At 70.1% G+C, this 12,121-nt stretch carries 12 protein-coding genes; 9 read left to right on the top strand and 3 right to left on the bottom strand.

Annotation, left to right across the window (positions count from 1 at the left end):
• Positions 1–167 precede the first annotated feature (167 nt).
• From ACTJJP_RS10580 to ACTJJP_RS10570, 3 genes are all read left to right on the top strand, one after another.
• Complete coding sequence (locus tag ACTJJP_RS10580) at positions 168–1,532, top strand: hypothetical protein (protein WP_440774978.1); 1,365 nt, start codon at positions 168–170, stop codon at positions 1,530–1,532.
• A gap of 448 nt (positions 1,533–1,980) precedes the next feature.
• Positions 1,981–2,634: a BON domain-containing protein gene (locus tag ACTJJP_RS10575; protein ID WP_440774977.1), complete on the top strand. Its 654-nt coding sequence runs from the start codon at positions 1,981–1,983 to the stop codon at positions 2,632–2,634.
• A 26-nt stretch (positions 2,635–2,660) separates the two neighbouring features.
• The gene (locus ACTJJP_RS10570; RefSeq protein ID WP_440774976.1) at positions 2,661–3,494 is read left to right on the top strand and encodes a universal stress protein; all 834 of its coding nucleotides are present in this window, start codon (positions 2,661–2,663) and stop codon (positions 3,492–3,494) included.
• A gap of 3 nt (positions 3,495–3,497) precedes the next feature.
• On the opposite strand, the gene ACTJJP_RS10565 is transcribed toward ACTJJP_RS10570, so the two are convergent.
• The 3 genes from ACTJJP_RS10565 to ACTJJP_RS10555 form a co-directional block, all read right to left on the bottom strand.
• On the bottom strand, positions 3,498–3,713 hold the full coding sequence (locus tag ACTJJP_RS10565; RefSeq protein ID WP_440774975.1) for a universal stress protein: 216 nt from the start codon (positions 3,711–3,713) through the stop codon (positions 3,498–3,500).
• 10 nt (positions 3,714–3,723) lie between these two features.
• On the bottom strand, positions 3,724–4,347 hold the full coding sequence (locus tag ACTJJP_RS10560; protein ID WP_440774974.1) for a response regulator: 624 nt from the start codon (positions 4,345–4,347) through the stop codon (positions 3,724–3,726).
• 304 nt (positions 4,348–4,651) lie between these two features.
• The gene (locus ACTJJP_RS10555) at positions 4,652–5,191 is read right to left on the bottom strand and encodes a pyridoxamine 5'-phosphate oxidase family protein (protein WP_440774973.1); all 540 of its coding nucleotides are present in this window, start codon (positions 5,189–5,191) and stop codon (positions 4,652–4,654) included.
• 415 nt (positions 5,192–5,606) lie between these two features.
• Between ACTJJP_RS10555 and ACTJJP_RS10550 the strand changes: the two genes are divergently transcribed.
• The 6 genes from ACTJJP_RS10550 (at position 5,607) to ACTJJP_RS10525 (ending at position 12,110) form a co-directional block, all read left to right on the top strand.
• The gene (locus tag ACTJJP_RS10550) at positions 5,607–7,340 is read left to right on the top strand and encodes a GAF domain-containing protein (protein WP_440774972.1); all 1,734 of its coding nucleotides are present in this window, start codon (positions 5,607–5,609) and stop codon (positions 7,338–7,340) included.
• Between the two features lie 282 nt (positions 7,341–7,622).
• Positions 7,623–9,116, top strand: a complete 1,494-nt coding sequence (locus ACTJJP_RS10545) for an MFS transporter (RefSeq protein ID WP_440774971.1) — start codon at positions 7,623–7,625, stop codon at positions 9,114–9,116.
• Positions 9,117–9,136: 20 nt separating this feature from the next.
• Positions 9,137–10,732, top strand: a complete 1,596-nt coding sequence (locus ACTJJP_RS10540; protein ID WP_440774970.1) for a GMC oxidoreductase — start codon at positions 9,137–9,139, stop codon at positions 10,730–10,732.
• A 65-nt stretch (positions 10,733–10,797) separates the two neighbouring features.
• Positions 10,798–11,187, top strand: a complete 390-nt coding sequence (locus tag ACTJJP_RS10535; RefSeq protein ID WP_440774969.1) for an ester cyclase — start codon at positions 10,798–10,800, stop codon at positions 11,185–11,187.
• 201 nt (positions 11,188–11,388) lie between these two features.
• Positions 11,389–11,676 (top strand): hypothetical protein, encoded by a 288-nt coding sequence (locus ACTJJP_RS10530; RefSeq protein WP_440774968.1) that lies wholly within the window; start codon positions 11,389–11,391, stop codon positions 11,674–11,676.
• Positions 11,673–12,110, top strand: coding sequence for a BLUF domain-containing protein (locus ACTJJP_RS10525; RefSeq protein WP_440774967.1), 438 nt, complete (start codon positions 11,673–11,675; stop codon positions 12,108–12,110). Before ACTJJP_RS10530 ends, ACTJJP_RS10525 begins: the two co-directional genes overlap by 4 nt.
• Positions 12,111–12,121 lie beyond the last annotated feature (11 nt).

Genomic DNA, 12,121 nt, shown 5'->3' with positions numbered 1-12,121 from the left:
GAGCGGCGCCCGGGCTGTTTCGTTATACGGCCAGGGCGCGCTGCGCGGGAGCGGAACCGGGCAGTGGACGGAGGAGCAGGCGTGGAGCATTTCGGATCGGTGGTCGAGCGGCGCGGGGTGAGCCGCATCGCGAGCGCGATGCGTGGAGAACCTCGCGGGGGACGCTCATGAGCGAGCTGCGCAACCTCGGGTACGACGACCTCCTCAACTGCTTCATGGTCGGGCCCATCGTCGCCCTGACCCCCGAGCGGACCGTCACGGCGCTGGAGGACGTGCTGCGTTCTCCCCGCGGTGCGGTCCTGCATCGCCTGCGCACCCGTGGGGGAAGGTGGCGGCGCGTCGATCAGCGCGCCGCTGTCGCCGCCGCCGGACGCTCCGTCGAGCCGGTGGAGCCGGCCCTCGATCGCTCGGCGCTGGCCACCCGCGTCCTGGAGAGGCAGTTCCGACCCGGTGAGCTACCCGTGCGGCTGTTCGTCGCCGACGGGATGCTCGCGATGGAGTTCACGCACAGCCTGTTCGACGGCACCGGTGCGACGGCCATCGTGAATCTCGTCCTGGAGAAACTCGCCGCCCCCGGAGCGGATGCCGTTCCGGCCCTGCCGTGGGCGGAGAAGCCCCTGCGCACGGTGATGAAGAAGTTCGGGCTGAAGGGGATCGGCGGCATCCGGTCCGCTCGGGATGCGTTCCGCGCGCTGAACGCACAGACCGAGACCGGGTATCAGTTGCCCCTCACGCTGACCAAGGCCGAGTCGGTCGAGCGGACGCGGTTGGTGTCGATGATGCTGCCCGCCGACGTGGTGCAGGCGATCGCGCTCACGCCCGAGAGGGCCGATGACGGACGACGACCGGCGCGCCCGCCGCTGTCGGTGAAAGCCGCGAGCCTGGTCCTGCGGGGCCTGCGCGACAGCCTCCGGGAGGAGACTGACTTCCGCGTGGTGGTCCCCGTCGACGCCCGCCGCTGGGTGGCGAAGGGGTTCGCCGTCGAGGGGAACTTCGCGCCGTCCCTGCCCATGGGGCGCCTGCTGGCCGACGATTGGAGTGCGACGGCCCTGTCCGAGCGCATCTCGGCGACGACGAAGGCGGGGACCCCCGTCGCCTGGTTGCTCGCCACCGCGCTGAGCACGCTGAAGAACACCGTGCGTCACCCCGGCGCCGCCCGGCGCTCGCGGGGCGAGACGCCGCGGGTGCCCCTCGAGATCCACATCTCGCTGACGACGACCGAGGTCGCCCTCGCCGAGACGCTGATGCCGCGCGTGGATGACGACACCTTCGTCGGGGGGATGGCGGCGCACCTGCGCCTGCCCCTGGGTGTGTGGGCGGAGATCGCCCCCGTGCGGGACTGCCTGCACGTCGTCATCCGCGACGAGACGGGGCTCTTCGACCTCGACGGGTTCGAACATCGACTGCGCGGCACGATCGCTTCCGCCTCGGAGGGGAACCACCGTCCCGTTCCCCGCGTCGACCACTCTCCTCGGGGAGTGCGCCACGTCGGATCGCCCGTCCGGTCGACGGTCCGGTCGCCGGGGAGGTAGCCGGACCGGACGACGCAGCGGAGGGGCGCGGGGAGGTCGCGCCCGCGCCGGCATCGCCGGCGATCTCGGCGAGTCGTCGACATCGCAGGCGTGCGCTGGCTGCGCCTCCTGACGCACGCGCTGTCGCGGCACCGGGCGAGGTGAGACGGTCGGTCGAGCCCGGGGTCACTCCTTCGCGTGGACGATGAGGACGGGGCAGGATGCGGCTGCGGACCGAGAGGTGGGAGGGCGACGCGCACCCCCCAGTGCCGTCGCCCTCCCGCATCCCACGGATGCCGATGTACCGAACCCGAATCGTTGACACGGCTGGTGGGGTGCGTCGTGCTCACGTTAGGCACGACGCGCCGCGTCGTTCGGGACCTTCGTCCCCTCGAAGCACCCCGGGGGGACCTTGGTCCCCCCGGGGTGAGCTCGTCGGTCGCAATGTGGTGGCGAAGAGGGAGTCGCCATGATGTCGGATGGGTTCGTCAAGCAGGAAGTCGAAGAAGAGCTGCAGTGGGATCCGCAGGTGGATGACGCGGGGATAGGCGTGGCCGTCGAGGACGCGACGGTGCGTCTCAGCGGCGAGGTCGACAGCGAGTCGGAGAAGGAGGCGGTCCTCGCGTCGGCGTTGCGGGTTCGAGGAGTCAGGGCGGTGATCGATGAGATCGTCATCCGCCGCTCTCCCGGACACAGGGTGTCTCCGGCCGACGTGGCTCGAGAGGTCGATGCAACGCTGCGCTCCACGTCCGTCGTCCCCCGAACGGTGAAATCGAGGATCGAGGGCCACGATGTCGTGCTCACGGGGGAGGTGGACTGGGAGTTCCAGCGCCGGGCCGCTCGGCGAGCGGTGCAGCGAGTGCGCGGGGTACGCCGGGTCGTGAGCGAGCTCCGTCTCACCCCACGCGTCGTGGCGGATGACACGCAGACCCGGATCCGAGACGCCTTCCACCGTCACGCCGACATCGACGCGTCCGAGGTGCATGTCGACGTCGACGGCTCCCGCGTCATCTTGACCGGAACGGTGCGTTCCTGGGCGGAGAAGTGGGCGGCTGCGAATGCGGCGTGGGCGTCCCCGCATGTCAGCGAGGTCGACAACCGTCTCCTGGTCCAGTTGTCCTGACCGGTGAACGCCGGAAAGGTCTCATGATGGATCGCGTAGTGATCGGTGTCGACGGTTCCGCGGGTTCTTCCTCCGCGGCAGAGTGGCTCGTGGATCGTCTGGGCCGCACCCCCACCCTGATCGATCTGGTCTCCCTCCACCCGTGGGTATCGCGGGTCGCGGCCGATCGCGCGATTCAGGCCGACCTCGAGCACATCGAGCGAATGCTCGTCGGGGGCAGCGACACGTACTCCGTCGCCGTCCATCTCTCCAGCGAACGGCCGGCGAGGGTTCTCGCGGAGTTCGCCCGGGGGGCGGATCTCCTCGTCATCGGAGTCGACCCTCGACGTCCGATCCGCGCCGCCTTACGCGGATGGTTGCCCGTGCGTGTGTGCGCGAGGTCGCCCGTTCCGGTGTGCGTGATCCCCGCGGGATGGCAGCCGAGTGGCGACCCGATCACCGTGGGTGTGGACGTGGACGGATCGTCGGGAGCTGCCGTGCGGTGGGCGGTCCGCGAAGCGGAAGCCACGGCCCGCCGGCTCCGCCTGCTTCATGCGTGGCACCTGCCGGAGCCGGTGGATGCCGGGGCCGTGGCCCTGCTCGCCGACCCGGCCGCGATCCTCTCCGAACATCGCACCGCATTGGAGGCCGTGCGCCGTGGTGTGGTGGACGAGCATCCGCGAGTGCGGCTCGAAACCGATCTGGTACGCGCAGCGGCGCCCGCTGCTTTGTTGAGCTACGCCCCCTCGTCATCGCTCATCGTGCTGGGTTCGCACCGGCTCGGTGTCCTCCAGGGGGGCCTCATGGGCGGAACCGCCGCGGATCTCTTCTGGCGGGCGCGCTGCCCGATCGCCGTCATCCCTCCGGACGACGACGAATGATTCTCACGGCACGATGACCACGGGAGCACGAAGATCCAGGGCCACATCACGGGCAGTGGATCCGAAGAACCCGGCGGCGATGACACCTCGACGGTGACTGCCGATCACGGTGACGCACGCGTGGGTGCTTGCGACGGCGAGAGTGCTGACGGGGTTGTCGTGCACCATGGTGAGTTCGAGGGGGAGCCCCGGCCGGTAGCTGCGAACACGCGCAGCCACGGCGCCCAGGTCAGAGGCCGTGATCGCGTTGGTAGAGGGCTGCCTGCGTTCGTGATGTCATGCCCAGCTTGGTCAGCAGAGACGAGACGTAGTTCTTCACCGTCTTCTCCGCCAAGCCCAGCTGGGATCCGATCTGCCGGTTGGTCAAGCCGTCGGCGATCCCGGCCAGGACCTGCCGTTCGCGCAGCCCGAGGGCGCCGTAGCGTGCGTCGTCGGTGTCGCGCGCTCGAGCCCGATGGGAGTGCGTGAGGCGTGAGGCATGCAGGAGTTGTCGTCCGGCCGCGACAGCGGTGATGTCGTGCAGGAGTTGGCCCCCCGTCGCCGCTTTCAAGGTGTACGCCCCGGCACCGGCGAGGATGGCGGCGTCGACGGCGTGATCGTCGTCGAAGGCGGTCAGGATGATGCACGGGATCGCGGTTCGCGAGCGTATCTCGCGGCAAAGTTCGATGCCGTTCCCGTCGGGGAGCTGCAGATCCAGCACGACGACGTCCGGGCGGCAGGCTTCCACGCGTCCGAGCGTCTGGTGGGCCGTGGCCGCTTCGCCGACGACCTCCATACCCGGGGTGCGGTCGATGAGATCCACCAGTCCGCGGCGCACCAGTTCGTGATCATCTACGACGAAGACGCCGATCATGTTGTTCCTCTCTTGCGGTCGGTCACCCGTGGGATCCGCCGACGGATGAGGCGTGCGGGACGAGACCGCTCCGAGGCTGTTCGGTTTCCCGGCGGGGAGTGGACGCCGTTCTGAGTGCCCAGAGGATGGTCGCGAGATCGACGACTTCTTGCAGCCACGCGCCCGAGAGAGTCGGCAACATCCCTCCGGCCGCGATACGCATCAATATGACGCTCAATGAGATGCCGAGCAAGATGCTCTGCCGCGCGATACGCACCGTGCGGAGCGCGTGGGTACGCGCGCGGGGGATGTCGGCCCGGCACCTTCATGAGCGAGGGGGCTGGTGAGGTATCGGTCGGGGACGGGAGGATGCCATCTCTTCCGCGAGTATCGTCGTGCGATGCTTCTCCCGCGCGCGTTGGGATCGCACGGTGCCCGCATCGCCGAAGCGACGGCCCGTCACCGCGTTGACGTCCACGCGAATGACGTACAACTTGGGGGCGGGGCTTGCCGAGAGGGGCATGTCGAGTCGTGCCCGGCGACGTTCCGCGTCCACCGTCACCTGGTGCGCACGTCCGAGCGCGACGACACTCCACCACTCCTCACCGTCTCGGGCGTCGGTCTCGAAAGCGACCCGCGGGTCCGTGGCGATCAGGCGGAGCTTGGCATCCGATGCGGTTTTGATGAACAGCCCCGGGCCCGAGACGGAGTAGTTGACCGGGAAGATCGCGGGATGACCGTCGTCTCCGTTGACGGCGAGACGCCCCAGCGACTGTCGGCGGAGCAAGCCCCAGCACACGCCGGGGGAAAGGTGCTCGACGGCGTGCTCGCCGGCGTGATGCTCGTTCTCTCCATCGGGTTCCATGCCTCCAGCACACCCCCACCCACCCTCGTCCCGCGGGACTTTGGTCCGGTGCCTAGCCGACCGCGGCGTCGAGCGGACGGGGGCGTACAGGTGCGAACCGACGACGACCAGGTCGGCGGTGCGGTCGCCTTCGAGCAGCGCCTCCGGTCATCCTCCTCGATGCGGCGCCGACAGATCGACCGCCGTAGCCCGGTGAGGGAGGCGGCGGGGCGGCCCCCGTGCGCAACCCGACGATCATGCCGGTGAAGCGGTCAGTTCCCCTGCGTGAGGGACAGCTGCACGGGGGCGACCCGTGAAGGCGACGCTAAGCGAAGTCCGCTGGGCGCTGACGTGACATTCGTCCCGTCGGCCGAACGCGAGACATCGCGACGCCGGCGGGGTAGCCTCGGAGCCACCCTCGAGAAGGGGAATGGCGATGAGCAACGATGAGGATCTCGTCGAGAACCCGGTGCAGGCATTCGAGGATGTGCTCGCGCAGCTGAACATCCACGCCGAGCGGATCCACGTGGTCGAAGAGCGTCTCCGTGCTCTGCTCGAGTCCACTCGGCTCGTGACCGCTCAACTCGACCTCCCCGTGGTTCTTCGTGAGGTCGTCGCCGCAGCCACGCGTCTGGTGGGAGTCCCGTACGGGGCGCTCGGAGTCATCGGTCCCGACGGATCATTGGTCGAGTTCATTCATGTCGGGGTGTCCGAGCAGACGGCGAGCGAGATCGGGCACCTCCCCAGAGGCCTCGGCCTTCTGGGAGCGGTGGTCCGAGGCGCTCACACGATCCGCCTGCCCGATCTGTCGCTGGACGATCGATCCGTGGGTTTTCCCGCTCACCACCCGCCGATGCGCGCTTTTCTCGGCGTTCCCGTCCGCACCCGCACAGAGGTCTACGGAAATCTGTATCTCACGAAGCCCGAGGCGGGAACGTTCTCGTCGGAGGACGAACGCATCATCGAGGCCCTCGCCTCCACAGCCGGCGTTGCCATCGAGAACGCCCGGCTGTACGAGCGTGCGCGTCGCCAGCGCCAGCTCAGTCTCGCGCTCTCACGCGTGACGACCGCGCTCCTCGACCCCGAGGAAGCCGACGCCTTGGAGATCGTCGCCGAGCAATGTGCGGCTGTCATCCCCTCCGTGGCCGTGACCATCGTGGTCCCCGATTCCGATCCCGACCTGATGAGGGTGCGAGTGGCCTGCGGTCCGCTCTCCGCGTCGCTGCGAGACATCACCTTTCCCCGATCGGATTCCCTGGCCGCTCGGGCGATGGCGCTGGGTGAGGTCGTCGCCGACGACGCGCCCGTCCGCGAGTTCGCCGATGGGGAACTCCAGCTCGGCCCGACCGCCGCGGTCACCCTGGTTGCGAACGGTGAGACCATCGGAGCGCTCTGCGTGTCCAAGGAGACGCATCGGCCACCGTTCACGGGTGAAGAGATCGACATCGTCGGAGACTTCGCGGCGCAAGCGGGTCTCGCCATCTCACTTGCCTGGGCGCGTGAGGATCAGGAACGGCTTCACCTGATCGAGGACCGCGCTCGCATCGCCCGCGACCTGCACGACAATGTCATCCAACGCCTGTTCGCAACGGGCCTCGCCCTCGAGCACGCCGCGGAGACCTCGACGGATCAGCGTGCGATCCTGCACGAGCACGTCGAGAACATCGATGCCGCGATCTCCGACATCCGCGCCGCCATCTCTGCGATGGGCCCGCCCCCGCACCCGGGGTACGAGCCGCTGCGCGATCGGATCTTCCGACTCGCGAACGAGATGACGCCGGCGTTGCGCACCCGTCCACTCGTCCACTTCGAGGGGCCCGTGGACAGCTACATCGTCGACCGGGTGCTGGACGATGTGATCGCGGTCTGCCGCGAGGGACTGAGCAACGTCGCTCGTCACGCCCGCGCCTCCCGGTGCGACCTCACCATCAGCGCGGACTCCTCCATGGTCCGAATCGTCATCGAGGACGACGGTGACGGGCTGAGCGGCTCAGCGGGACACTACGGCGGCATCGTCAACCTGCGAGCCCGCGCCCGCATGCGAGGGGGGTCGAGTGAGTTGTCCCCGAACTCGCGCGGCGGACTCACTCTGCGGTGGCAGATCCCGACGCCCTCGATCATGACCGCATCCCCGCAGGCGACGTCCGAACGGTCCGGCGACGGGACCTGAGGCCCGATCGCCTCAGGCGACCACCTGACGGGAACCGTCGGGTCGTGCGCCGAGAGGTTCGCGACGGAGGATGCCGCGACCGCGCAGGCCCGCGGGCTTCGTGCGGCCCCGGAGAGGTTTCTCCGCGCACCCGCCGATCCCGCGGCATCCGTAATGTTGAAAACCGACATAAGTCGGGTATGATCAAACCGACGTCGGGGCCCATCGGGTCCGTTCGCCCGGTGAGAGCCGGAGCGGCACACACGGTCGCGTCGATCGCCCGGTCGTACGGGCGCCCCACGCATGACTCTCTCTTCCGCACGTGTACGCGTGCTCGTCGCCGCCCTCCTCGCGGTGTCCTTCCTCGGTGCCCTCGACCACACCGTCGTCTCGACCTCGCTCGCCACCATCGCCGGTGACCTCGGCGCGCTCGAGCACATGAGCTGGATCATGGTCGGCTACACGCTCGCCGCGACCGTGATGCTCCCCGTGCTCGGCAAGCTCGGCGACGTCGTCGGACCGCGTCGGGTCTTCGTCGTCTCGCTCGTGCTGTTCCTCGTGGCCTCGCTCGCATGCGGGTTCGCGCCCGACCTGGGCTGGCTCATCGCCGCGCGCGTGCTGCAGGGACTCGGCTCGGCCGGCCTGCAGCTGATGTCCCAGACGATCGTCGCCCGCGTCACCAGCCCCCGCCAGCGTCCGCGCTACATGGCCGTCATCGGGGCGGCCTTCCCGGTCGCCATCGTGGTGGGCCCCGTGGTCGGCGGACTCATCACCGACTACTGGAGCTGGCCGTGGGTGTTCTGGATCAACCTCCCGGTCGGTCTCGTCGCCCTGGTGCTCGTGCTCGCGGCCGTCCCGCGGCTGCCGGGTGGCGCGCACCCGCGCTTCGACGTGCCGGGCTCGGTCGTGTTCACCGTCTCCCTCCTCGGGCTCATCCTCGCCGTGACGTGGATCGGCGACGACGCCCTGCGTCCCGCGGCGATCGCGTGCGCGGTCGTGGCCGTCGTCGGCATCCTGGTCCTGGTCGTCATCGAGCGTCGCGCCGCGGCGCCCATCCTGCCGCCCCGGATCCTGCGCGACCGCACGATCCTCGTCTGCCTCGGCCTCTCGCTCGTCGTCGGAGCGGGTCTGTTCTCGGTGGTCGCCTACGTGCCGACCTACGTGCAGATGGCGTACCGCACGACCGCGACGGTCTCGGGGCTCGTGCCCATCGCGACCGTGCTCGGCATGCTCGTGAGCAGCCTGCTGACCGGGTGGCTCGTCAGCCGGTCGGGGCGCTACCGGCTCTACCCGGTGGCCGGTACGGCGCTCGCGGCACTCGGCCTCACCGCGATGGCCCTCCTGCCCGCGGGGATGCCGTTGTGGGTGCCCATGGTGGTCATGGCGACGGTCGGGATCGGGACCGGGGCCTTCACCAACCTCATCTTCGCCGTCGTGCAGAGCGCCGCGTCGCGCGACGACCTCGGCGCGGTCACCGCGACGACGAACCTCGTGCGGCAGATCGGCGCCGCCGTCGGCACCGCGGTGGTGGGCGGCGTCGTCGGGCTCGCGGTGGCGGCGGGTCTTCCGGCGGGATTGGATGCCGCGACCCTCACGCCCGCGGCGGTCCGCTCGCTGCCCCTCGTGGTGCAGGAGGGGGTCGGGCAGGTCTATCACGACGTGTTCGCCCCCGTCTTCCTCGGGCTCGCGCTCGTCTACGCGTGCGGGGTCGTGATCGCGCTGCTGCTGCCGTCGGCACGGTTGTCCGACGAGGCGCCCGCGCCCACGCCCCCCGTTCCCGACCGTCAGCCCGTCTGAACGACCTCGAAGGAGAGACCATGACCGCCACCCCCACCATCGCCGTCGTCGGCAGCGGGCCCATCGGCTCGACCTACGCGCGACTCCTGCTCGAGACGCTGCCCGACGCGCGCGTGATCATGTTCGAGGCGGGTCCGCAGGTGACTCCGCGCCCGGGCGAGAGCGTGCGCAACATCGTCGACCCCGACGAGAAGGCGCGCGCCCGCGAGATGTCGCAGGGCCCGCAGTCGGGGCAGTACCGGGACTCCCTCGGCATCCTCGCGGGGGCGGTCGTGGAGGGGATGTTCACGGCGCGTCAGGGGACTCACCTGCTCGACTTCGGCGGGGAGGGGTCCGCGCACGCGTCGGCGTTCCCCGCCGCGGCCGCCGCGACCAATGTCGGCGGACAGGGCGCGCACTGGACCTGCGCCATCCCGCGCCCGGCGTTCAGCGAGAAGCTCGACTTCATCGCCGACGACGAGTGGGAGGACCTCATCTCCACCGCGGAAGATCTGCTGCACAAGCAGAGCGCGGCGTTCTCGGACTCGCCCGTGGGCGCCGCCATCCGCACCCTCCTCGACCGCGAGTTCGCCGCTGAACTGCCCGAGGGGTACGGCGTGAGCACCCTGCCGATCGCGGGCGACCCGCAGCCCGACGGCACGATGCGCTGGGCCGGCGCCGACACCGTGCTCGGGCCGCTCATCGAGCAGGGCACCGACGCCGCCGCGCGCTTCGAGCTGCGCGACCTCACTCTCGTGCGCCGCATCGAGCACGACGGCGTCCGCGTCCGCGGAGTGGTCGTCGAAGACCTCCGCACCCGCGAGGAGTCGTTCGTCGAGGCGGATGCCGTGGTGGTGGCCGCCGACGCATTCCGCTCCCCGCAGCTGCTCTGGGCCTCCGGCATCCGTCCCGCCCCCCTCGGCCGCTACCTGACCGAGCATCACGTCGTGATCAGCACAGTCGCCCTCGACGCGGAGCGCATGAGCGCGCTGGTCTCCGACGAGGAGCTCGAGGCGGAACTCGCCCGACGCGCCACGAACCCCGCCGACCCCGTGGCCGCGGTCAACCGCATCCCGTTCTCCGAGCCCGAGCATCCGTACTCGGCGCAGATCATGTACGCCGAGACCCCGCCGTTCCCGCTGCCCGTCGATCACCCCGCGGCCCGGAATCGGTGGGGGTACGTCAACATGGGCTTCGGCACACGCAAATTCCCCCGTGTCGAAGACGGCGTCATCTTCAGCGACGACGAGCTCGACTACCGCGGCCTGCCGAACTTCACGATCGAGTACTCCCTCACCGATCGGGAGGATGCCGAGATCGCCGAGGCCACCGCGCGTCTGCGCCGGGCCGGGGAGGCCCTCGGCACGTTCATCGCCGAGCCGCGCCTGCTCCCGAACGGCTCGAGCCTCCACTTCATGGGCACGATGCGCGCCGGCACTGATCCGGCGATCTCGGTCGTCGACCCCTTCTCGCGCGTGTGGGGCTTCGAGAACCTGGTCGTCGGCGGCAACGCCCTCATCCCCACCGCGAACACGATGAACCCGACGCTCACGAGCGTCGCGATCGCCGTGCGCGGGGCGCGGCACCTGGCCCAGGAGCTGCGGACCGCGGACCGTGAGGATGCGCGCGTGGGCTGACCCGTCGGCCCTCGAGCGCCGTGCACCCGCGCCGGTGCCACGGCATCCGCCTCGATAATGGAGGCGTGGAAGCCTGGGAGACGCGCGAGTGGTTCGCGGACTTCCTCGAGGCGTACAACCGTCACGACGTCGAGGCCGTGCGGGAGTTCCTGCACCCGGCCGTGCGCCGTGCGCATCTTCCGGCCGGAGCCGAGGCCTGGATCGCCGACTACGCCGAGCTGCTGCACGGGTTCCCCGACTGGCAGGCCAAGCGCATCCAGCTGATCGTCGAGGACGACCGCCTCGCGGTGCACCTTCGCGCCGGCGGCACGCACACCGGCACGTTTGCGCTCCTGCCCGCCACGCGTCGGCGCGTCAACATCGCCTCGTTCGCGATGTACCGAGTGGAGCGCGGCCGGATCGTCGAGGCGACCGGAACCGACGACGCCGCGCAGATCCGCGCGGCGATCGGCTGAGCACACGCGTGCGCGCGAGCGCGCAGCACCCGTGCGACGGCGTCTCGCTTGCGGGCCGCGGGTGCTTCGCCCGCGCGCGTCCGCCTGCGCCGGGGTCAGCGCAGCGCCGCACTGCGCGATCTGTCAAGGGCGGCTCGATGTCGGAGGCCCCCGGTACGTTCGCTCCTGCCCGGTTCCATCGCGGGTGTAAGGAGGGCGGCCATGGGGTCACCCGATCAGTCCGGGGCGGGAGTCGTCTGGGCTCGCGTCGAAGAGGGCTTCCACGTCGGCAGTCGCACCGGCGTCTTCCTCGGCTACATCGACCGACAGCCCGACGGCGCCTTCCTGGCGCACGACGGCACCTCTCGCGTCGTCGGCCGGTTCGAGGCGTTGACCGAGGCGATGGCCGCGGTCACCAACGGTCAGCCCCCGCTCGACGGGCCGATCACCCTCGCGCAGGTACGCGTTCCCGCGCCCCGGGCGTCCGACGACGGGAGCGCGGTCGCGTGAACTCACCCCTGACCTCCGTCTCGTACGTGAGCACGGCAGCCGACTCGTTCGACGACGCCGCGCTCGCCGACCTGCTCGCGCAGAGCCGGACATCCAATCACGACCACGACCTCACCGGCATGCTGCTGTACCGGCGAGGTCGCTTCTTCCAGGTGCTGGAAGGACCTCAGGATGCCGTCGACGAGCTCATGACGAAGATCCGGCGCGACCCGCGGCACACCGATGTGCGGGTGCTGCTGACCGAGCGGCTCGACGAGCGACGGTTCTCGGAATGGACGATGGGCTACGAACCGATCGGCATTCCCTCCGGTCCCGCCCCCGACGGCTTCCGCGACACGTTCGACGACCTCGAGGCCGACGACGAAGACGAGAGCATCCGCGCGATCCGCGAGCTGACGGTGTGGTTCCGCGCCCGCACCGCGGTCGACGCCTGAGACCTTCACAC

The organism is Microbacterium sp. 22296, assembly GCF_052045385.1.
Classification (GTDB): domain Bacteria; phylum Actinomycetota; class Actinomycetes; order Actinomycetales; family Microbacteriaceae; genus Microbacterium.
Note: the sequence above shows the minus strand (reverse complement) of the source record. Positions and strands in the feature narration are given on the sequence as shown.